General features: G+C 39.1%; 19 protein-coding genes. 16 read left to right on the forward strand and 3 right to left on the reverse strand.

All coding sequences use genetic code 11. From position 1 onward, the window contains the following. Positions 1–8: 8 nt before the first annotated feature. From LS74_RS03975 to LS74_RS04015, 9 genes are read left to right on the forward strand one after another with little or no spacing between them, the layout of a single operon-like run. Positions 9–1,133 carry a DHH family phosphoesterase gene (locus LS74_RS03975; protein WP_034584669.1) on the forward strand — a complete coding sequence of 375 codons (1,125 nt, stop codon included), beginning with the start codon at positions 9–11 and terminating at the stop codon, positions 1,131–1,133. Positions 1,134–1,160: 27 nt separating this feature from the next. Continuing rightward, a complete protein-coding gene (locus LS74_RS03980; protein ID WP_034584671.1) occupies positions 1,161–1,427 on the forward strand; it encodes a hypothetical protein in 267 nt (88 codons plus the stop codon). A 5-nt stretch (positions 1,428–1,432) separates the two neighbouring features. After that, on the forward strand, positions 1,433–2,110 hold the full coding sequence (gene purN, locus LS74_RS03985) for a phosphoribosylglycinamide formyltransferase (protein ID WP_034584674.1): 678 nt from the start codon (positions 1,433–1,435) through the stop codon (positions 2,108–2,110). Beyond that, positions 2,107–3,288: a cation:proton antiporter gene (locus LS74_RS03990; protein ID WP_034584677.1), complete on the forward strand. Its 1,182-nt coding sequence runs from the start codon at positions 2,107–2,109 to the stop codon at positions 3,286–3,288. Before purN ends, LS74_RS03990 begins: the two co-directional genes overlap by 4 nt. After that, positions 3,288–4,688, forward strand: coding sequence for a sodium-dependent transporter (locus LS74_RS03995; RefSeq protein WP_034584679.1), 1,401 nt, complete (start codon positions 3,288–3,290; stop codon positions 4,686–4,688). Before LS74_RS03990 ends, LS74_RS03995 begins: the two co-directional genes overlap by 1 nt. Before the next feature lie 6 nt (positions 4,689–4,694). Then, positions 4,695–6,497 (forward strand): extracellular solute-binding protein, encoded by a 1,803-nt coding sequence (locus LS74_RS04000; RefSeq protein ID WP_034584681.1) that lies wholly within the window; start codon positions 4,695–4,697, stop codon positions 6,495–6,497. A 57-nt stretch (positions 6,498–6,554) separates the two neighbouring features. Continuing rightward, positions 6,555–8,345: an ABC transporter ATP-binding protein/permease gene (locus tag LS74_RS04005; protein ID WP_052086340.1), complete on the forward strand. Its 1,791-nt coding sequence runs from the start codon at positions 6,555–6,557 to the stop codon at positions 8,343–8,345. Beyond that, complete coding sequence (locus tag LS74_RS04010; RefSeq protein ID WP_034584682.1) at positions 8,329–10,092, forward strand: ATP-binding protein; 1,764 nt, start codon at positions 8,329–8,331, stop codon at positions 10,090–10,092. Before LS74_RS04005 ends, LS74_RS04010 begins: the two co-directional genes overlap by 17 nt. Next, positions 10,092–11,168, forward strand: a complete 1,077-nt coding sequence (locus LS74_RS04015; protein WP_034584685.1) for an ATP-binding protein — start codon at positions 10,092–10,094, stop codon at positions 11,166–11,168. Before LS74_RS04010 ends, LS74_RS04015 begins: the two co-directional genes overlap by 1 nt. A 14-nt stretch (positions 11,169–11,182) precedes the next feature. Here the strand turns inward: LS74_RS04015 and purH are convergent, their stop codons facing one another. Further along, entirely contained in the window at positions 11,183–12,709 is a 1,527-nt protein-coding gene (gene purH, locus LS74_RS04020) for a bifunctional phosphoribosylaminoimidazolecarboxamide formyltransferase/IMP cyclohydrolase (protein WP_034584688.1), read from the reverse strand. A gap of 125 nt (positions 12,710–12,834) precedes the next feature. On the opposite strand from purH, the gene LS74_RS04025 reads away from it, so the two are divergent. The 4 genes from LS74_RS04025 to trxB all read left to right on the forward strand — a co-directional run bounded on the left by LS74_RS04025 (position 12,835) and on the right by trxB (position 15,754). Continuing rightward, positions 12,835–13,755, forward strand: a complete 921-nt coding sequence (locus tag LS74_RS04025) for a 3'-5' exonuclease (RefSeq protein WP_034584689.1) — start codon at positions 12,835–12,837, stop codon at positions 13,753–13,755. Continuing rightward, positions 13,752–13,988: a hypothetical protein gene (locus LS74_RS04030; protein ID WP_034584692.1), complete on the forward strand. Its 237-nt coding sequence runs from the start codon at positions 13,752–13,754 to the stop codon at positions 13,986–13,988. The genes LS74_RS04025 and LS74_RS04030 overlap by 4 nt, the downstream gene beginning before the upstream one ends. Next, positions 13,981–14,709, forward strand: a complete 729-nt coding sequence (hisH, locus tag LS74_RS04035) for an imidazole glycerol phosphate synthase subunit HisH (RefSeq protein ID WP_034584695.1) — start codon at positions 13,981–13,983, stop codon at positions 14,707–14,709. The genes LS74_RS04030 and hisH overlap by 8 nt, the downstream gene beginning before the upstream one ends. A gap of 109 nt (positions 14,710–14,818) precedes the next feature. After that, positions 14,819–15,754 (forward strand): thioredoxin-disulfide reductase, encoded by a 936-nt coding sequence (gene trxB / locus LS74_RS04040; protein WP_034584698.1) that lies wholly within the window; start codon positions 14,819–14,821, stop codon positions 15,752–15,754. Positions 15,755–15,913: 159 nt separating this feature from the next. On the opposite strand, the gene LS74_RS04045 is transcribed toward trxB, so the two are convergent. Further along, positions 15,914–16,612, reverse strand: coding sequence for a toxin-antitoxin system YwqK family antitoxin (locus LS74_RS04045; protein WP_052086342.1), 699 nt, complete (start codon positions 16,610–16,612; stop codon positions 15,914–15,916). A 211-nt stretch (positions 16,613–16,823) separates the two neighbouring features. Here LS74_RS04045 and dapB point away from each other — a divergent pair, with 211 nt between their 5' ends. The 3 genes from dapB to LS74_RS04060 all read left to right on the forward strand — a co-directional run bounded on the left by dapB (position 16,824) and on the right by LS74_RS04060 (position 20,053). Continuing rightward, positions 16,824–17,591, forward strand: a complete 768-nt coding sequence (dapB, locus tag LS74_RS04050; RefSeq protein ID WP_034584701.1) for a 4-hydroxy-tetrahydrodipicolinate reductase — start codon at positions 16,824–16,826, stop codon at positions 17,589–17,591. A gap of 78 nt (positions 17,592–17,669) precedes the next feature. Further along, positions 17,670–19,106 carry an amidophosphoribosyltransferase gene (gene purF / locus LS74_RS04055; RefSeq protein ID WP_034584704.1) on the forward strand — a complete coding sequence of 479 codons (1,437 nt, stop codon included), beginning with the start codon at positions 17,670–17,672 and terminating at the stop codon, positions 19,104–19,106. Then, the gene (locus LS74_RS04060; RefSeq protein ID WP_034584706.1) at positions 19,091–20,053 is read left to right on the forward strand and encodes a TIGR01212 family radical SAM protein; all 963 of its coding nucleotides are present in this window, start codon (positions 19,091–19,093) and stop codon (positions 20,051–20,053) included. Before purF ends, LS74_RS04060 begins: the two co-directional genes overlap by 16 nt. A 140-nt stretch (positions 20,054–20,193) precedes the next feature. Here LS74_RS04060 and LS74_RS04065 read toward each other — a convergent pair whose 3' ends face one another. Then, complete coding sequence (locus LS74_RS04065; RefSeq protein ID WP_034584709.1) at positions 20,194–21,477, reverse strand: glucose-6-phosphate isomerase; 1,284 nt, start codon at positions 21,475–21,477, stop codon at positions 20,194–20,196. Positions 21,478–21,665 lie beyond the last annotated feature (188 nt).

Here is a 21,665-nt window from a genome sequence, read left to right on the forward strand (position 1 = left end):
GATAAGAAATGCAAGTTTATCATCTCTCACACACAGATTTAGACGGCTATGGCTGTCAGTTTATTGCTAAAGAGTTTTTCAAAAATATCACTTTCTACAATGCTAATTACGGCAGAGAAGTGCTTGTGCGGATTAATGCTATTTTAGATACTATCACGCATTCCTCTCAAAATCTTAGCACCTTGCTTAGTCAAAAATTTGGCAAAAGCAAAAAATCCCCTGCTTCAAACGCTTCACAAAATAAATTCCTTGTGCTAATTACAGATTTAAATCTCACACTCAATGAGTCAAACTACCTGCAACAAAGAATAGAGGAGCTAAAAATTAATGGCGTTGATGTGGAGCTTTTACTGCTAGATCACCACATCAGCGGACAGGAATGTGCGGATAAATATGAATGGTATCATTTAGATTCTACGCGTTGTGCGAGTAAAATCACCTTTGATACACTTATCTTACGAGAGAAAATGCTAGATTCTACGCGTGAAAAATGGATAAGCAATGTGAGTAAAATGATAAACTCCGTGGATATTTGGCTTGAAGATGGCTATAAATTTGACTTTGGCAAGGTAGCTATGGGGGCGATTAGCGGGAGCTTTGAGCTGAATAGATTTATGTTTGATGAAGAGCATAGATTCTATAAATTTGCCATTTTAGAATCTGCTAGAGAGTTTTTAGAGCAGCCAAATGGCGAAGTGGCATTTGATAATGCCCTGTATGAGATTAAAAAACGCGCCCTTGGTGGAAACCCACAAACAGAAACTATGGATACAATTACTTCAAACGCCCAAGTCAAGCTCTTAAGCCAAAAAAAGGATTCTTGCACCATTTTTTACAATGACAAAAAAGGTTTTTTAAGCTACTCTATGGGCGGTGTGAGTGTGCTAGCTAATCTTTTTTTACGCACAAATAGTGAGTATGATTTTTACCTTGATGTGAATCCGCGTGGTAATGTAAGCCTTAGGGCAAATGGGAATTGCGATGTGAGCGAGATGAGTAGAGAGCTATTTAATGGTGGAGGGCATAAGAACGCTTCGGGTGGGAAGATTGAAGGTTTTAAAGAGAGTTTTTCGTATGTGGATATAAAATCGCAGATTGAGTATATTCTTAATAAAAACCAAGAGATTCAATAGACAGATTCAACAAAACAAGGAGAAGCGATGAATATTAATGAAAATATCAGCCAAGAGCTGACACTGGAAATGAGTTTAGAAGAAATGGCATTAGAAGTCATTGATATGCTAGGCGTGGCACTTTACTTTGCCGGGGCGAAAAAAGCACATATTGAAGAGCTTATTGAGCTTTATTCCAAGCAAATGGATAAATTTTATGCCAAACTCCCAGAAGATGCGACTTATGGGCAAAATGAGATGATTGAGATTATCAAATCTCTCAAAAAAGACTATCCAAAATTTTTTATGAAGTAAGACTTATGCAGATTCAATGTGCGATTTTATTTAGTGGTAATGGCAGCAATATGCAAAATCTTATAGAATCTTTGCATAATAAACACTTCATACACACACAAACACACAAAGATTGCAAACTCCACATAGCCCTTACACTTTGCAATAATACAAACGCACACGGTATAACACGCGCTAAAAATCTACAAATCCCTTGTGCCGTGCTACCTCATCGTGATTTTAGCTCAAGGGAAGAGTTTGATAAGCAGATGATTGCTACTTTGCAAACTTATAAGATTGAATATGTGATTTTGGCTGGATTTATGAGAATCTTAACGCCCATTTTTACAAACACTTTCCGCACAATCAATATCCACCCTTCATTCCTGCCCGAACACAAAGGGGCAAACGCTATAAAAGATAGCTTTTATGCTAAGCAAAGCTATGGTGGCGTAAGCGTGCATTGGGTGAATGAAGAACTTGATGGTGGCGAGATTATACTGCAAGAAAAGATTGAAAAGATTCAAGGTGAGAGCCTTGAAGGCTTTGAATCTAGAATCCACGCCCTTGAATACACACTCTACCCTAAAGCCATTCTAAAAGCCCTTCATCTACTCCCTAAAGAATCTAGCGTGGAATCTTATATAGAATCTCACTCACAGCCCAGCACAGAATCTGCCATATCTAGCAAGGATAAGCAATGAGTCATTCACTTGAGCTTTTAAGTGCATTTGGTATCTTTTCTCTGCTGATTCTATCCGCCTCGCCTATAAGCTCACTCACACGCATTCCCATTGTTGTAGTTGAGATGATTTTAGGAGCGGTTGCAGCTCACTTTTTTAGCTTCATCAATACATTTAAAGAAATCTCACTTGTAGCGGAAATTGGCTTTTTGTTTTTGATGTTTTTATGCGGTTTGGAAGTGGATATTAAATCTTTTGCGAAACTTGGCAAAAGCTTTTTACTTAAAGCCCTAGCATATTTTTGCACCCTTTATGGCATTACTTGCCTTGTGGTATTTAGCACAAATCTCTCATACATATATATAGCCGCTTTCCCCGTTATGAGCTTGGGTATGATTGTAGCGCTTATAAAAGACTATGGCAAACATCAGCCTTGGCTTGATTTAGCCCTAAAGATTGGAATCTTAGGGGAGCTTGTGAGTATTGCCGCACTTGTGATTATTGATGGTGCTTCAAGGCACGGCATAGGCAGTGAGCTATTACAAAAATTGCTTATTCTACTTATCTTTTTGCTGGTTGTTGCCTTTGGCTTTAGAATTGCAAAAGTGTTTTTTTGGTGGATGCCACAAGTGCGATTTGTATTTTTGCCACGCGATGATAGCAACTCCCAAGATTTGCGTTTTGTCTTTTTTCTACTTTTTGCCTTTGTGCTTTTAATGATGGTTTTGGAGATTAAAGCGGTTTTGGGAGCATTTTTAGCCGGGACTATTCTTAGCACATTTTTCAAGCACAAAGCAGACTTGCCTAAACAGCTTAATCACTTTGGATTTGGCTTTTTTGTGCCATTTTTCTTTGTGTATGTTGGCTCTACGCTTAATCTCAATGCGATTTTTGGCGATATTGACATTCTCTATCACGCTGCATACTTAATCGCTGGAATGCTACTTTTACGCATTATCAGTGCGAGTATCGTCTTTGGCAGATATTTTAAGAATCTTAAATCCACGCTCCTTTTTGCCCTAAGCGATTCTATGCCACTGACTTTTCTTATCGCTACTGCTACTTTAGGTAAAAGTATCGGGGAGCTAGATGACACACTTTATGCCTCATTTGTGCTTGGTGCGATTTTGGAGGGCATTATTTTTAGTGTATGTATTAAAGTCATTTATGTATTTTGGAAAACAAAAAAGGAGAAATAATGCAAACGCCTCGTCAAACTTGGAGCTCTAGCTTAACTTATGTTTTAACGGTAGCAGGGGCTACCATTGGCTTTGGGGCGACTTGGAGATTCCCCTATCTTGTGGGAGAAAATGGCGGTGGGGCGTATGTGCTTATCTTTGTGTTAGCGATGATCTTAGTTGGAATCCCTGTGATTTTAGTAGAAAATGTCATTGGCAGACGCGCACAGAAAAATGCCATTGACGCATTTGGCGGTGAAGTTAATGGCAAAAAGATTTCGCGTTTTTATAAGATTATTGGCTATCTTGGTATTGCTGGGGCATTTGGGATAATGGCGTATTATATGGTGCTTGGCGGCTATGTCATCACTTATATTACTAATATCATCAGTGGGAATTTGAATCTAGCCTCCCCCATTGAAAAAGACATCGCACAAAGCTTTTATGAAAACAATATTACGCATAATCCGCTGATGGTTGGAATCTACACGGGCATTTTTGTGCTTATTAATTGGATTATTTTGAAAAAAGGTGTGATTGATGGGATTGAGCGGAGTATGAAATATCTTATGCCCTTGCTTTTTATCTGTTTGCTTATTATGGTCGCACGCAACCTTACTTTGCCAAACGCAATGGAAGGTGTAAGATTCTATCTTTTACCTGATTTTAGCAAAATTAATGCAAGGCTTTTCATTGATGTGCTAGGACAGGTATTTTTTGCACTCTCGCTTGGCTTTGGCGTGATGATAACACTCTCTTCATATTTGCAAAAAAATGAAAATATGATAAAAACCGCCGTTGCCACTGGAATCTTAAATACAATCATCGCCCTTTTAGCTGGATTTATGATTTTCCCTTCACTCTTTAGCTTTGGGCTAAGCCCCGATCAAGGGCAAAGCCTTGTGTTTCAAACGCTTCCCATTGTGTTTTCCCATATCTATTTTGGCAATATCTTAGCGGTGGTGTTTTTCCTTTTGCTTATTACCGCTGCCCTTACCACTTCACTGCCTATCTATGAAGTCATCATTACCACATTGCACGAAAAGCTTAAAGTCTCCCGCACAATGGCTATAAATATCACACTTGGGAGTATTTTTATCCTTGGTAATATCCCTTGTGTTCTCTCTTATGGTCCTTGGGAGCATATCACTTGGAATGGCAAAAATATCTTTGATATGTTTGATTATGTAAGCGGCAATATTCTTTTTGTGCTGACTTCCCTTGGCACTTTGTTTTTTGTAGGCTGGGTGCTTAAATCTCAATCCCTAAAAGAGCTTAGCAATAATGGCACACTCCACCCACTGCTTGTAAAAATTTGGTATTACTATGTGAAGTTTTTTCTGCCCTTTATTGTGGTGCTGATTTTTATCGCGGGGAATTTTCCAAAGAGCCTTGAATACTTATTTGCCTTCTTGCGTTAGATAAAAATGAGAATCTTATCTGCTTTTTTTGCTCTGTGTGCTTTTGCTACTCTAAGCAACGCCTTAAGCACACAAACCCACGCTTTAAGCATTTATGGCAATCCAAAATATCCCAAAAACTTCACACATTTTGATTATGTCAATCCAAACGCCCCAAAAGGCGGCACTTTAAAAAGCTTTACACTCGGCACTTTTGATAGCCTTAATCCCTTTAGTCAAAAGGGCAATCCCGCAGCAGAACTTAACGCCCTTGTGTATAACACCCTCACCATTCAAAGTCTTGATGAGCCTTTTAGCGAATACGCCCTTGTGGCAGATTCTATGACGCAAGGCAGGGATTTTATTATCTTTCATCTTAATAAAAAGGCGAGATTTAGCGATGGGAAGCCTATTAGAGCAAAAGATGTTGTTTTTAGCTTTGAGACACTTTTACAAAAAGGCAAGATTGACTTTAAACGCTACTATGCTGATGTGAAGAGTGTTAAGGCGTTAAATGATTTAGAAGTGATTTTTTATTTTAAAACAGATTCAAATAAGGAGCTACCGCTGATTTTAGGGCAGATTCCTATTTTGCCCTCACACATTTATCTTCAAAATGGCAAAAACACCTTTGGGGAAAATCCCTTGCAAATCCCTGTGGGAAGCGGGGCATATAAAGTCAAAAAGTTTGATTTAGGGCGGAGTATCACCTATGAGCGAGACCCAAACTATTGGGCAAAAGACCACCCCACACAAAAAGGAATGTATAATTTTGATGAAGTGGTGGTGGAATATTACAAAGATCCTGCCGTGGCACAAACTGCGTTTATGGCGGGAGAATATGACTACCGCATTGAAACTTCGGCAAAAGTATGGGCAAATGACTATGAAGGCAGGGCAAAAAGGGAGGGGAAGATCATCTTACAAAGCTTTAGACACGAGCTACCTAGCACATTGCAAGGATTCTTTTTCAACACAAGAAAGCCCATTTTTGCTGATAAAAGAGTGCGAGAGGCGATTTTTTATGCCTTTGATTTTGAATGGAGCAATAAGAATCTTTTTTATAATCAATATGAACGCACCACACATATTTTTCATAACTCCCCTTTTGCAAGTTCTGCTTTGCCGCAAGGAAAGGAGCTAGAAATACTTCTGCCCTATAAAGACAGGCTAGATTCTAGAATCTTTACCCAACCCTACATTGTGCCTATAACAAATGGAGCGCAAAAGCGTGGGGAAAATTTGCGAGAAAATCTCAAATACGCAAGAGATTTATTAGAATCTGCGGGATTTTATGTGAAAAATGGCAGACTTTATACGCCAACACACAAGCCTTTTAGCTTTGAAATCCTTATCTCTTATGAAGCTTTTGAACGCATTTGCCTACCCTTTGCTAAGAATCTTAAAAAGCTAGGGATTGAAGCTAAAATACGCAAGGTTGATGATTCACAATACATTAATCGTGTGCGGGCTTTTGAATATGATATGGTTGTTGAACTCTTAGGGCAAAGTTTGTTTCCGGGCAATGAGCAAAACTACTATTGGAGCTCTCAAGTTGCCAACACCAAAGGAAGTAAAAACTTTGCTGGTGTGCAAGATCCTGTAGTAGATGAGCTGATTACCAAATTGCTTAATGCCAATTCGCAGCAGGATAGAATAGCTATTGGCAAAGCCCTTGATAGAGTGCTACTATGGGGCTTTTATGTCCTGCCGCATTTTAATCTCCCAGCATTCCGCATAGCCTATTGGCATACAATCGCTATGCCTAGCCAAACTCCGCCCTATGGGATTGACCCATACTTATGGTGGAGTAAGGGAGCAAAAAGCTAGAAAATGCTAGAATCCACGCTTTTTTACACAATAACATAGAGATAAAAAGGATAAAAAATGCCACGCAAAAAACGACATAAAAATCAAAAAAGTGCTTTAGGAATCTTAAGGGAGCTGACTACAAGGCGAGATAAGATTATTTTGCTTTTTTTATTTATCGCTACTATCATTCTATCTTTGATTGAAACGCTTGGCATTAGTGTGATTATGCCTTTTATCACATTTGCAAGTAATCCGGATATGATTTTTGCCCACTGGAGTTCAAAGTGGCTATATGACACGCTTGGCTTTGACAGCACATTGCATTTTATGTATGCTTTTAGTGCTTTGCTTTTGGGATTTTATGTCTTTCGTGCGTTGTATAATACATTATACAATTATACAATTTCTCGGTTTGCTTTTAGGAAGTTTCACTACTTTGCCTATCGGCTTTTTTGTAAAAGTGTGGATCTTAGCTATCTTGATTTTGCCCATAAAAAGACAGATAAGATTCGTGAGACCATAACTACCCAAGCACAAAACACTTCATTTTATCTCCAAAATCTTTTACAACTTGCTTCAGAGTTTTTTACCATTTGTCTTATGTATGCACTTTTGCTTATGGTAAGTTGGAAAATGACTTTGGTGCTGACATTGTTGCTTGGTATGCAGGTGTTTTTTATTATTAAACTTCTTTCACGCAAAATCAACAAAAAAGGTGAGATTGATGTAGAAATGAAAACAAAGTTAAGTGAGCTTATCACAAAAACTTTTGGGAATTTTAAGTTTATTAAGCTTAAAGGCAATCAAGATGAAGTCTATCATGCATTTGATAAACTCTTACGCAAACGCACCAATGCCAATATTATCACATACAGCCTTCTGCCACTCCCGCGTATTATCCTTGAGACCATTGGCTTTAGTGTGCTTATTGCCTGTGTGGCTTATATTTTATTTCAATATAACGATGCAAGTGCGGTTATCCCCATTATCTCTATGTATGCCTTGGCGTTATATAGAATCTTGCCTGCAGTAACGCGTATTCTTGGCAATATCAACAATATGAACTACTACACCCATTCCGTATATAGCGTATATGAAAATCTCACCTACCATACAGAAGATGAATATCAAGAGCCTTGTGCGTTTGTAGATTCTATTAAGTTAGAAAATGTTGATTTTGCCTATGTGAGCCATAAGCCGATTTTAAAAGACTTTTCATTAGAGATTAAAAAAGGAGAGAAAGTCGCATTTGTGGGGCAAAGTGGAGCTGGGAAAAGCACACTTGTAGATCTCATCATTGGAATCTACAAGCCCCAAAGAGGACATTTACTTGTAGATAATGTGCCTATTACCAACCACAATCTAAGGGCGTGGCGGAAAAAAATCGGCTATATCCCACAAAGCATTTATCTTTTTGATGGCTCCGTGGCGGAAAATGTCGCCTTTGGCTCTGTTTTTGATGAAGAAAAAATCAAAATCGCCTGTCAAAAAGCCCAGATTCTAGATTTCTTAAACACACATAATGGAATCTACACACGCGTAGGAGAGGGTGGAATCTTGCTCAGTGGCGGACAAAAGCAACGCATAGGCATAGCAAGGGCGATTTATGATGACCCTGAAATCCTTGTGCTTGATGAAGCCACCTCCGCGTTAGATAATCAAACTGAAGCTGACATTATGGAGCAAATCTATGATGTGGCGAGTAATAAAACACTGCTTATCATCGCCCACCGACTAAGCACGATTGAGCGATGTGAGCGTAAGATTGAGCTACAAACAAATAGCAATGGGGGGGGGGCAGTAATGAAAACCTATAAAACCCAAAATACAATAGATCAAGGGATCAAAAATGAAGTATTATCTTGATTTTATCCACGCCACAACAATAAAAAAAGCAAAGATTTTTAGCTTTTTAAAATGCGATGAGAATGAGGCTAAGATTTTACAATTTATGGCAAAGGCTTTGCTTCAAGGGGAGAGTGATTTTGTGGTGCATACTTTGCTTTACAAAAGCCTGATTGAACCAAAGGCAGATTCAAGAATCAAAACAAGTGAAAAAGCCCTAAGCTTTTTGCCCCATATCCGCAATCTTATTGAGCTAGGCTGGATAACACAAAGCTCCTTTTTACAGCCTAAAATCACAGATATTGCCTTGCTTGAGCTTTATAATGATAATGTCTGCTTGTCTCACGCATTTTTGAAGCTCCTAGAAGATGGTGCGTTGAATGTTGATTTGCCAGAGATTACACCTTATGAAGACCATTTAGAATACTTAAAAGATCGCTTTTCTCACATTGAGCTTTTACACAAAATGAGTGGGCTAAAATTTTCTCAAAAGCTAGATTCTCCCTCACTTTCCCGCGCGAACTACCGCCTAAAACTTTTAGAAGAAACAATCCAATCACGCCTTCAACTCACAACAAAAGATATAAGCATTATAAAGCTCATCAAAGAACAGCATTTAGAGCCAAAAGAGCAGATTATCTTTTTTGCGTTATTGAAAGAAGAATATAGCAGTAGCGATGAAAACTTGCGTGATATGAATGCCCTGCTTGAGCTTATAAGCCTTGATGAGTATGATAAGATTAAGCACCGCTCCTTGCTTGATGAAAATTCCAATCTCGTGCAAAAGGGCTTAATTGACTATGATGAGCTTTTAAATCCCTTTGGTGGAATCTCGCGGACTTTTTTTATCCCAGAAGAGATTTTACAAAATATTATCCACCCTAATAAAAAGAAAAAACGCAATAAAATTAGCCTAGATTCTCTTATCAAAAACCAAGATATTTTTGAGCTTGTAGAGCCAAAATATGATATGAATGAGATTATTTTGCACCAAAACACGCGTGAGATTCTCAATAATCTCTTAGCCCAAGTCAATAGCAATGTCGTGCATTTACTGCACCTTTGGGGCATAAGAGATAAGAAAAAGGGCATTGATGCTAAAATTTTGCTCTATGGCACTCCCGGCTCTGGCAAGACAATCACCGCCCTAGCCTTAGCTAAAAGCCTAAAAAAGCAGGTGCTAAGCTTTGATTGCTCTAAAATCCTATCAATGTATATTGGTGAATCTGAAAAAAATGTCCGCAGGATTTTTGATAGCTATAATGAGATTTGCAAAAGCATTAAAAATGAGCCGATTTTACTGCTTGATGAAGCCGATCAATTCCTTAGCACACGATCCAGCAGCGGCAATAGTGCAGATAAAATGCATAACCAAATGCAAAATATTTTCTTAGAGCAAATTGAGCGATTTGATGGAATCTTAATTGCCACAACCAATCTTTTAGAAAACTTTGATACCGCCTTTTCACGCCGCTTTAACTACAAAATAGAATTTAAGCGTCCAAATAGGGAGCAAAGAGAAGCCTTGTGGCTTAAGTATCTGCCACAAAATGCGGAGTTTAGCGTAGATTCTAAAGAGAATCTTGCCAAAACCCTAGCAGAATATGACTTAAGCGGAGGGCAAATCGCCCTTGTGATTAAAAACACCGCCTATAAAGTTGCCACAAAAAAAGAGAGTATTTTCACGCAAGAAGATTTTATCACGCAGATTAAAGCCGAGCTTAGTGGGAATTTTGACAATAACAAACCTATGGGCTTTAGAGCCTAATGCAAGATATTTCAAAGTCCTACCTTGAACGCGTTGTGGGGATTAAGCCTAGGCGTTATGGGCTAAAAAAACAAAAAACTTTTCTCTATGGGGCAAGTGGAGTGGGGAAAAGCTCTCTGGCATTCTTACATAGTGCAAAATACAAAAAGACGCTGTATATTAATTGTGCTGATTCTCGCATAGATATAGAATCTGCCAATGCCCTTATTCTAAAAAGCTTTTTGGAGAAAAACCTTGAGCTTTTGATTATTGATTCTTATACGCCAAAAATCTCCCTGCCAAATCTTAATTACATTATTCTTATTGCAAATTCCAACGCCCACTGCCCAAAAGATTTTAAGAGTAAGAAAATCCACCCCCTAAGTTTTGAAGAATACATTGGCTTTGATTCTAAAAATCTCTCAATCAATAATCTTTTTAATCTTTTTTTAAAAGAGGGCAATCTCCCTGAGATTCAAAAACTTGATCCAAGCTATAAAATCACTCGCAAGCAAGAGATTTTACAACTCTCCCTTAAAAACGACTTTGATATTTTTTGTTCTCTTTTAACAATGCAGGGGCAAAAGCTCACAATAAACCACATCTACACGATTTTGAAAAAAACGCATAAAATTTCAAAAGATAGAATCTACCCCTTGCTTCAGTCCTTAAATGAATCTGGCTTTATTTTTTTACTCCCTCATCACACAACTTCAAGCAAAAAGCTTTATTTTTATGACTTTACTTTGCCCTTGTGCGTGCAGATTGAGCGGAATTTTTTAGCAAGTTTGGAAAATATGCTTTTATTAGAGCTTATTGCTTTTTGTGAGCGTTATGAGTGTGAAAGCAGTATATATTATGGCGATATTGGGGAGTTTATAAGCCCACTTGGCATTTTTATCTTTCTGCCCTTTAGCACCAAAGAGAGCATAGAATCTAAATTGAAAAAATTTAGCTTTCAAGCCTTGCATATTTATGTGATTACGCTTAATTTTGAAGGCAGTGGGAAGCTCAATCTAGCCCACACTACACTTGAATGGGAGGCATTAAACTTTATTGACTTTGCCCTTGAGTTTAGCCCACAAGCAAAGGCTTAAAATCTTAAGATTCACTAATGCAAAAAATGCCTTGTATGTGTGAAAAGCATAGCTATGCCATATTCATCACACGCCTCTATCACCTCATCATCGCGGATTGACCCGCCCGGCTGGATAATCGCACTCACCCCCATTTGATGAGCCATATCCACACTATCACGGAATGGGAAAAACGCCTCACTCGCACACACACAACCCTGCAAATCTAGCCCCATATCTTTTGCCTTAGCAAATGCCGCCCTTGCTGCATCAACGCGGCTTGTCATACCCATACCAATGGCTACAAGTGTGGAATCTTTGACATACACGACACAATTTGACTTTGTAAGTGCGGCGATAAGATAGGCAATCTCTAAATCCCTTTGTTGCGTAGAATCTGGAGCTTTTTTAGTTTTTAAGCTAGATTCCATAATCTCTTCTTTTTTCACACAATCGCTATTTTGAAACACAAATCCACCCTGAATATGCTTAAAGTCATACTCATCTTGTGGCAGGGGGGCAGTTTGGATAAAAATTTTCATTCGCTTTTTACTTGCAAACACATCTAACGCCTCTTGTGTGATGTCCTTTGCCACAAGCACTTCTATAAACATCTTATTGATCTCTTTAGCAAGCTCTAAGCCCACCTCGCCATTTATAGCCGCCACGCCACCATAAGCACTGATATTATCACATTGCAAAGCCGCCCTATAAGAATCTAAAAGCGTGTCTTTTAATGCAAAACCGCAAGGATTGCCGTGCTTGACAATACATACCACTTTAGAATCTTCCCCAAATGCTGTGGCGATTTTTACCGCAGCATTCATATCTGTAAGATTATTAAAACTCGCCTCGCCCTTTTTTTGTATAAAGTGCTTCTGCCAAAAGGATCCAAACTCATACAACGCACCGCTTTGGTGTGGATTCTCCCCATAGCGTGTTTGAAAGACCTTCTGCCCCACGATAAATCGCTTTTCCCCAAAGCCCCCATTAAATCGCTCATTCATATAATTTGCAATCGTGCTATCATAACTTGCTGTATGCTCATAGGCTTTAATCATCATTTTTTGTCGCAACTCAAGTGTGTTTTGATTATTTTTTAAAGCTTCTATAATCATTTTATAATCTGCCTTATCAGTTACCACTAGCACACTTGCGTGATTTTTTGCAGCTGAACGCACCATAGCAGGACCGCCAATATCAATATTTTCAATAATTTCTGCAAAATCCTGTGTCCTTTGGATTGTCTGCTTAAATGGATACAGATTCACACATACAAGATCTATGCTCTCTATGCCCTTTTGTGTCGCGACTTTGACATCATCTTCACATTCTCGGCGATAGAGTATGCCGCCGTGAATCTTAGGGTGCAGAGTTTTCACTCGCCCATCAAATAACTCTTCACTCTGTGTGTATTCCCCCACATCAATGGCTGATACTTGAGATTCTAATAAAAGCTTCAAAGTCCCACCCGTGCTTAGAATCTTATAGCCCAAAGCTACTAAATCTCTACCAAACTCTACAATGCCCTCTTTATCACTGACACTTAGTAACGCATACATAATTATCCTTATTTGTAAATTTTGTGTAGTATTGTAGCCATATTTTTTCTAAGGCAATTAAATGACAAGCGACTTCATAGCAAAGCGTTTGCAAAGCAAGGTATTTAAATGACAAGGCGGTTTGAATGATATGTGTCTTTGATATTGAGACGATCCCGGATTTTCATCTTTTAGCAGATGTATTTGAGCTAGGCGGTTCGCCACTAGAGATTGCCAAAACCGCCCAAAATATACAGAAAGAAAAAAGCGGAAGTGAGTTTTTGCCTTTATGCTTTCATCGTGTGATAAGCATTAGCAGTGTGATATGTGATGAATTTGGAGCTTTCAAAAGAGTAGGGCATTTTGGGAAAAACTTTTTAGAATCTTTAGAATCCAAAGACGCTTTAGATTCTATGGACAAAGATTCTAAACTTGACTTTTTATCAAGTGATTTCCTAGATGAGCTAGAAAAGACTTTGCTCCAAGAATTTTGGCTTTTTTTTAATAAAAACAACCCGAAGCTTGTAAGCTTCAATGGGCGGGGCTTTGATATTCCCACTCTTGCTTTGCGTTCTATGCGATATAATCTCAATGCGTGGGCGTTATTTGAGCAAAATAATCAAGCCTTAAATAAAACAAAATGGGAAAACTACCGCCAACGATATAGTGAGCAGTTCCACACTGATTTATTTGATAGTCTTGGGCAGTTTGGTGCGACACGATCTTTGAATCTCCATAGTCTTTGTAAAATGCTTGATCTTGTTGGCAAATATGATATGAGTGGGAGTGAAGTGTATGAGACTTACCTTGGCGGTAAAAATACCAAAGAAGCAAAGTTATCCGCCCTTGAAACTATCAATCACTACTGCCACAGCGATGTGCTAAACACCTATTGGCTTTATCTTAAGTATGAGCTTTTAAAAGGGGAGCTTTTGCTAGAAGATTATTATCATCTTTTGCAAATCTTAAGTGAGAAGCTCCCACAGGATAAACCCTACTCTGCTATTTTTACCCAAACACTACAAAAGCACATATCTCAAGCTACCACGCAAAAAGGCACAAAATGACTACCCCTTACACGACCAAAAATGGCGAAATCACCACCAAGGAAGCCTTGATTAAAGAAATTGAATCTATTCTTAATCTTATCCCAGCCAAATCCCAAACCACGCTCTCTTTAGCCGTGATGAGCTCACTTGAATGCGCTGATTTAGAATCTATCCGCGATAGTCTTTTACAAAAGCATAATGCCATTATCGCAGAAAACAAAGAATGGCTGTTAGGACTAGCAGATGGATAAAATAGGCATTATTGATTATGGTGTAGGTAATCTTGGCAGTGTGCAAAATGCCTTTAGATTCTGTGCGAATCGCCCACCAGAAGCTTTGCATTTAGAAACTTCACAGCTAGAATCCCACATTACACAATCCCAAAATCTACAAGATTCACTTTTACAATCCCACATAATGCGTCCCTTTTCTCTCCATATAGAATCTAAGCCTGAAAATCTTAAAAAGTATGATAAGCTTTTACTGCCCGGTGTTGGGGCATTTGGCAATGCAATGGAGCAGCTACAAAAAACGGATTTGTTGAGTGCAGTTATAGAGTTTGCCAAAAGTGGCAAATATATGCTTGGAATCTGCCTAGGAATGCAGCTACTTTTTGAAAAAAGCTTTGAGTTTGGAGAGCATAAGGGGCTAGGGCTGATTGAAGGCGAGATTGTAGGCTTTAAAAATATCGCTCCGCTAAAAGTCCCACATATCGGCTGGAATAGCTGCTCTTTCACGCAAAGTGGAGAATCTTCGCCACTATTGCAAGGCATTAACAATGGCAGTTTTTTCTACTTCGTGCATAGCTTTCATATTGCAACGCAGGAAAAGTTTATCCTTGCAAAATGTGAGTATGGCTATCCATTTGGAGCGATTGTCAATAAAGATAATCTTTTTGGGATTCAGCCACACCCGGAAAAAAGCCATAATGTCGGTTTGCAGCTACTCAAAAATTTCATAAATCTACATTGAATTTATATTGAATCCACATTAAAAAACACAAAATTATCGCAATATTTACTCTTAGATTCTTTTATTGAGTTTTAATAATGGAAAATTTTTATCAAAAAAGGAGTAAGAAATGATTGATGTAGCAATTATCGGTGGTGGTCCTGCTGGGCTAAGTGCGGGGCTATATGCCACACGCGGTGGATTAAAAAATGTCGTGTTGTTTGAAAAGGGAATGCCCGGCGGGCAAATCACAGGAAGTAGCGAGATAGAAAATTATCCCGGTGTTAAAGAAATAGTCAGTGGTATGGACTTTATGGAGCCTTGGCAGGAGCAATGCTTTCGCTTTGGCTTAAAGCACAAAATGGCTGAAGTCAAGCAAATCACAAAAGACAATGGAATCTTTAACATTCACTTGGCTGATAAGAGTGTAGAACAAGCAAAGGCTGTAATTTTTGCCGCTGGTGGCAGCCCAAAGAGAGCCAATCTCAAGGGGGAAAATGAGTATTGGGGCAAGGGCATTAGCACTTGTGCGACTTGCGATGGATTTTTCTATAAAGATCAAGAAGTAGTCGTGCTAGGTGGGGGCGATACCGCCCTTGAAGAAGCCATATATTTAAGTAGAATCTGCTCAAAAGTGCATCTTATCCATAGACGCAACGAGTTTCGTGCTGCCCCTAGCACCATTGCTCACGCCAAAAATAATGACAAGATTCACTTCATCACACCTGCGGTGATTGAAGAGATTTTAGGCGATAGCTCGGGTGTGAGCGGTGTGCGTATTAGACATACGGATTCTAATGAAACTGAAGTCATCTCCGTATATGGGCTTTTCATCTTTGTGGGCTATGATGTCAATACCACAACTTTAAAGCAAGATGATGGCTCAATGCTGTGTGAGTGCGATGAATGGGGAAGTATCAAGGTTGATTTATCAATGAAAACAAGTGTAGAAGGGCTATTTGCCGCTGGAGATGTAAGGACACAAGCAAGTAAGCAAGTCGTGTGTGCTGCTGGAGATGGTGCTACTGCGGCGTTAAATGCGATTGCATATTTGGAGCATAAGTAAGCAGGGATACTTTTTATTCTCTCATATGCGGGGCAAGGCAAGATTTTGCCTTGTCTTAAATTATGTAATGTAAGGGCATAACTTATAAGTTAAGTGCTCCTAGCAAAGTATTCTTGCCCTTAATAATCTCAAATAGAAATCTAGCGACAAAGCTTTATTTTATTCCTTAGTAAAACCATTTTCTATCAAATAAAAACGTTTCTCTCTTAGTTGCCCATTTTTATCATAGATTTTCGCAACACCATCGTGCTCGCCATTTTTGTATGGAGCTTCTCTGAGAAGCTCTCCGGTTTCATAATATTCTTTCACAACACCATTTAGTTTACCATCTGTGTATGGAGTTTCTCCTTTTAATCGCCCATTTTTATAATACCTTTTTTCAATGCCATTTGCTTTGCTATCTGTGTATGGAGTTTCTCCTTTTAATCGCCCATTTTTATAATACCTTTTTTCAATGCCATTTGCTTTGCTATCTGTGTATGGAGTTTCAAATTCAAGCTGTCCACTTTCATAATACGATTTTTCAACACCATTTTCTTTGCCATTTTTGAATGGAGTTTCTCCTGCTAATTGTCCATTTTTATAATACCTTTTTTCAACACCATTTAGTTCACCATCTGTGTATGGAGTTTCTCTTTTTAATCGCCCATTTTCATAATATTCTTTCTCAATGCCATTTTCTTTGCCATTTTTGAATGGAGTTTCTCCTGCTAATTGTCCATTGTTGTAATAATACTCCTTTCCCACACAACCTGTTATCTTATCCTCATCACTCTCGCACTCGGGCAAGGACTTTGAACACCCCGCAAATACACATATCGATAGTAGCAGAGCAGAATATATGAGATGTTTTAGCATTTTCTTTCCTTGTTTCAAAATAAGTGCATTATATCTTATGTTCTCTTAGACGCCCCTTAAGATTCTCTTGGCTTTGAAGCTTAGCGATGAGTTTCTTTTGTTTGGGTACCCACATAGCTAAGCTGCATAATTTCTTACCTAACATCAATGCAAGTAACACTATTTAGGTATAATACGCTCACTTTTATTCTAAAATTTGCAAGGAGAAACTATGCTAAAAGTAGGAATTTTTGGTGCGACAGGGCGTGTGGGGCGATTGCTTATTGAGGAGATTCTAAACCACAATAGGCTTAATCTCTCAAGTGTGTATGTGCGAAATGAGTTGCAGTATTCACTCCCTTCTAGCACGATGGTAACAAAAGATTTTAAGATTTTTTTAGAATCTAGTGATGTGATTATTGACTTTAGTTCTGCTCACGCTACTAAAGCCCTGCTAGAAGTAGCCTTACACTCCCCTACACCACTTGTTATCGGCACAACGGGGCTTGATGATGACACTAAGCATTTGTTAGAGAATGCCTCCACAAAAATGCCAATTTTGTATGCGACAAATATGAGTAAAGGTGTAGCAATGCTAAATAAAATCGCCGCCCTTGTGAGTAGCACACTCAAAGAAAGCGATATAGAAATCTGTGAGATTCACCACAGACACAAAAAAGACGCTCCCTCTGGCACGGCTTTGAGCTTGGCTGAAAGCTGTGCCAAGGCTAGGAATCTTAGCCTTGAAAAAGTCCAAGTGAGTGGGCGATGTGGAATGATAGGAGAGCGAAAAAAAGATGAAATTGCTGTGATGAGCCTACGCGGTGGCGATGTGGCTGGGCGACATACGATAGGATTCTACCTTGATGGAGAATATTTAGAGCTTACACACAACGCCACTTCACGCCTTACATTTGCCAAAGGGGCGATTGATATGGCAGAATGGATTGTAAAGCAAAAAAATGGCTTGTATAGCATTCAAGATGCTTTACAATTATAAAAACTTATTAGTTTTGTTGCTATACAATTGCGAATTTTAAAGTGCTAATTTTAAAAGAAAATCAAGGAAATTATACAGATGAAGCATTGGAATGAAGAATGTGCGGTTGTGGGCGTATATAATGTAGAAAATGCGAGTATTTTGAGCTATTATTCACTCTTTGCTATGCAGCACCGCGGACAAGAAGCAAGTGGTATTTCAGCAAGTAATGGCAGCAAAATCGCTACAATCAAAAACACCGGACTTGTAACAAAAATCTTCACAGAAAAACGCTTAAGCAAACTGCAAGGTCGCTCAAGCATAGGGCATAATCGCTATTCAACCGCTGGGGAAGATTCCATAAACGACACACAGCCTATCTTTGCTCGCTATGATTTGGGCGAAATGGCAATCGCACATAATGGGAATCTCACAAACGCCAAGCAAGTGCGGCAAATGCTGATTAATGAAGGGGCGATTTTCCAAAGCCACCTTGATACAGAAAATCTCATACATCTTATCGCACGAAGCAAAAAACAAAGTCTCACGGATAGAATCATAGACGCTTTGGGGCAGGTTGATGGGGCATATTGTTTTATATTCCTTTCACGCACAAAGATGTTTGCTATACGCGATCGCTATGGATTGCGTCCTTTGAGCCTAGGCAAGATTCAGAATCAAGATGGCAGCACAGGCTATATTGTGGCGAGTGAAAGCTGTGCGTTTGACTTAGTTGGAGCGGAGTTTGTAAGGGAAGTTAGAGCAGGAGAAATGCTTATTTTTGATGGGGCATACTCTTTAAGTGATAATCAGCCAAAAAGCATTCAAGTCTTTGAGCCAAAAGAACACCCCTGCGTGTTTGAACACGTGTATTTTGCACGTCCTGATAGCAATGTTTTTGGACATAATGTGTATAAAGCTAGGAAGCAAATGGGGATTGAACTCGCAAAAGAGCATAAGATTGAAGCCGATATGGTAATTCCTGTGCCAGATTCTGGTGTGGCAGCAGCACTTGGGTATAGCAAACAAAGCGGTATTGACTTTGAGCTTGGGCTTATCCGCAATCACTATGTGGGGCGAACATTCATCGAGCCAACACAACAGCAAAGAGAACTCAAAGTGCGGCTAAAGCTTAATCCCATTGCCGAGCTTATCGCTGGTAAGGACATTATCGTTATTGATGATTCTGTGGTCAGGGGGACAACAAGTAAGCAGATTATAAAGATTTTGCGTCAAGCGGGGGCAAGGAAGATTCACTTGCTTATCAGCTCTCCGCCGACTATCTCGCCTTGTTTTTATGGCGTGGATACACCGCATAAGACAGAGCTTATTTGTGCGAATAAAAGCATTGAAGAAGTGCGAAAATATATCGGGGCAGATTCTTTGGGATTCTTATCTATTGATGGGCTTATGCGGAGCTTGGGAGATGAGAATAAACCGATGTGCAAGGCGTGTTTTGATGAAGTGTATATTGATGATTTCACAAATGATTTTAGAAACGACTTGACAGGGGCAAATCCGTGCGTGTCGTGCTGAGTGTGGGGCGATACTTTAAAAAACGATTTGGCGGGAGAGTTAGAAAAATCCCCATTTCCTTGCAAGGCTTTACTTGTCCTAATATTGATGGCTCTTTGGCAAAGGGTGGGTGCATATATTGTGATAATGAAAGCTTTTCACCTAGCCTTATTAAACTTGATAAAATCTCGCAAGTAAAGATGAATTTTTCACTCACTACAAATCCACTACTTGAAAAGCAACTGCATCAGCTTGAAGAGCAATTCTATTGGCATTCGGAGTTTCATCAAAGAAAATTTGGCGTAGGCAAATATATGGTGTATTTTCAATCCTATACAAACACTTACGCACCATTTGATACGCTTAAAGCCCTGTATGACAAGGCGTTGAGCTTTCCTAATGTCGTGGGATTAAGCATAGGCACACGCATAGACTGCGTGGAAGATAGGCTTTTGGAGCTTTTGGGAGAGTATGTCAAAAATGGCAAAGAGATTTGGCTAGAGTATGGAATTCAAAGTGTGTATGATAAGACTTTGGAGCTTACAAACCGCGCTCATAGCATTGCTGGGGCAAAGGAGATGTTTGAAAAAACAAGGGCAAAGGGCGTGAAAGTCTGTGCGCATTTAATCTATGGACTGCCTGAAGAAAGCCCGGAGATGATGCTTCACTCGCTTGATTGTGTGCTGGAATGGGGCATTAATGGCATTAAGATTCACCCGCTGTATGTTGTGAATGGCACACGCCTTGCTAAACTCTACAAAGAGGGCAAATATGAACCTATCACAATGGAATGCTTTAGCGATCTTATTGTAGAATCTTTACAAAGAATCCCAGCAGATGTCGTGGTGCAAAGGATTAGTGCGGGGGCGCACGATGATACGCTCCTTGCACCAAAGTGGTGCTTTGATAAAAATATTCAAATGCGTTATCTCCGCGATAAGCTAAAAGCTGTGGGGATAGAGTATTAGATTCTGCGTTATCTTTCTGGCTTAGAAATACTTCCGCAGTTTTATTTTTACGCTGTGGGGTTTTAGGGTGCAATTTTTAGATTCTTAGAATCTAGCCTAGATTCCAAAATCTTTTAATTATAATAGAATCTACAAATCCCTTAAGATTGAAAAAGTTTTTTTAGCCTTACTTTGCCAAACTCCACACCGGGCTGATTGTAAGTATCTATTTCAAAAATATTCCCCACGCACGAAGTCAAAAGCTCAAAATACGCAATAAGAATCCCCACACTCTCTTCGCATAATCTCATCACTTCAATACAATCGGTGGTAATGCCCTCATTCTCAATAGTCTGCATTGTAGCTAGGCGTTGATTATGCAACAAAGTCGCAAAGCTTTGATTATTCACAAAATCTGTGGATTCTAAATATGGAATCTTCACATTTGGAATCTGCGGTCTCAAGCTATGAGCGGGATTAAGACTAAGAAAAGTTACACTTTTATCCCGCACACCTTGCACGATGAGTTGTAAAAAAGAGTGTTGATCAATACTGCCAATTAACGCAATGGGTGTGAGTCCAACCTTTTCTCCACTCGCATTAATTTTCCCTAAGCTCTCCCCCCACAGCTGCACATACCACGCATTAAACTGCGTAAAAAGACTAGAGTAAGAAAAAAGCACATTCATAGGAATCTGCTTTTTTTGCTTAGCGTAAGTCAGGGCTTTGTATAAAATATGCTCTTCTTTTCTTTCAAAAAATCTCTGCGTCATCTTAGCCGCCCCTTGTAATAAAGCCTCTATATCAAAGCCCAAAATCGCCAAAGGCACAAGCCCCACCGCACTTAACACTGAAAATCTCCCGCCCACATTTGGCATAATCTCAAAATGCTTTATACCCACACTTTTCGCCCAAGTTTCAAGCGGTGAAGATGTATCGGTGATGACAAGTAAATGCTTTTTACTCTCCATATTTTCTAACAATCTATATTTTTCAAGCACATATTTCAGCAGTGATGAAGTCTCAATAGTCGTGCCAGATTTTGAAATCACAATAAACAAAGCATTATGCAACGCCACGCCCTGCAAGGCTTTCATAATATGTAAAGGGTCGGTATGCTCCAAAAACACAAGCTTTAATGCTTTTCTACAAGGTAAATGCTCTAACATTCCATCAATGGCTTTTAGCCCCAAGGAACTCCCGCCAATGCCAATAATCACAAGATGAGATAAAGAATCTAAAAATGATTCATTTTCTTTGACATACGCCCTTGCTTCCTGTAACGCATACGATTGAAAAGGTAAGTCATAATAGCCACTTTTTTTGCTTTCTCTCTCTTGTAAGATTCCACTAAACACCCTATCACACTCGCTTTGCGTGTGTGTATGGCTAAAATGTAAAGAAAACTCCACCAAAGAACTTTGACAATTTTGCTTATTTTTCATTTATTTTATTTACCTTTTTTCCATTTTAAGCCAGATTCAGAATCTAGACTACCACCGCAAATATTTTACCCAAAAACGCAGTTGCTTGAAAAAGACCATTTTCTTTAGAAAAGCCGTTGCGGAAGTATCTTTGAGAGATTTTAAGAGTTTTGCGAGTGAAAGCAAGGAAGCTACCTTAAGGGTGGTGC

It is taken from the genome of Helicobacter magdeburgensis (assembly GCF_000765825.2).
Classification (GTDB): domain Bacteria; phylum Campylobacterota; class Campylobacteria; order Campylobacterales; family Helicobacteraceae; genus Helicobacter_C; species Helicobacter_C magdeburgensis.

Coding starts and splice junctions, on each gene's coding strand:
- purF (WP_034584704.1), top strand. CDS start 17,670: ATGAAGCATTGGAATGAAGAATGTGCGGTTGTGGGCGTATATAATGTA.
- purN (WP_034584674.1), top strand. CDS start 1,433: ATGCAGATTCAATGTGCGATTTTATTTAGTGGTAATGGCAGCAATATG.
- LS74_RS04025 (WP_034584689.1), top strand. CDS start 12,835: ATGATATGTGTCTTTGATATTGAGACGATCCCGGATTTTCATCTTTTA.
- LS74_RS03975 (WP_034584669.1), top strand. CDS start 9: ATGCAAGTTTATCATCTCTCACACACAGATTTAGACGGCTATGGCTGT.
- LS74_RS04005 (WP_052086340.1), top strand. CDS start 6,555: ATGCCACGCAAAAAACGACATAAAAATCAAAAAAGTGCTTTAGGAATC.
- LS74_RS04010 (WP_034584682.1), top strand. CDS start 8,329: ATGAAGTATTATCTTGATTTTATCCACGCCACAACAATAAAAAAAGCA.
- dapB (WP_034584701.1), top strand. CDS start 16,824: ATGCTAAAAGTAGGAATTTTTGGTGCGACAGGGCGTGTGGGGCGATTG.
- LS74_RS04065 (WP_034584709.1), bottom strand. CDS start 21,477: ATGAAAAATAAGCAAAATTGTCAAAGTTCTTTGGTGGAGTTTTCTTTA.
- hisH (WP_034584695.1), top strand. CDS start 13,981: ATGGATAAAATAGGCATTATTGATTATGGTGTAGGTAATCTTGGCAGT.
- LS74_RS03980 (WP_034584671.1), top strand. CDS start 1,161: ATGAATATTAATGAAAATATCAGCCAAGAGCTGACACTGGAAATGAGT.
- trxB (WP_034584698.1), top strand. CDS start 14,819: ATGATTGATGTAGCAATTATCGGTGGTGGTCCTGCTGGGCTAAGTGCG.
- LS74_RS04030 (WP_034584692.1), top strand. CDS start 13,752: ATGACTACCCCTTACACGACCAAAAATGGCGAAATCACCACCAAGGAA.
- purH (WP_034584688.1), bottom strand. CDS start 12,709: ATGTATGCGTTACTAAGTGTCAGTGATAAAGAGGGCATTGTAGAGTTT.
- LS74_RS03990 (WP_034584677.1), top strand. CDS start 2,107: ATGAGTCATTCACTTGAGCTTTTAAGTGCATTTGGTATCTTTTCTCTG.
- LS74_RS04000 (WP_034584681.1), top strand. CDS start 4,695: ATGAGAATCTTATCTGCTTTTTTTGCTCTGTGTGCTTTTGCTACTCTA.
- LS74_RS03995 (WP_034584679.1), top strand. CDS start 3,288: ATGCAAACGCCTCGTCAAACTTGGAGCTCTAGCTTAACTTATGTTTTA.
- LS74_RS04045 (WP_052086342.1), bottom strand. CDS start 16,612: ATGCTAAAACATCTCATATATTCTGCTCTGCTACTATCGATATGTGTA.
- LS74_RS04015 (WP_034584685.1), top strand. CDS start 10,092: ATGCAAGATATTTCAAAGTCCTACCTTGAACGCGTTGTGGGGATTAAG.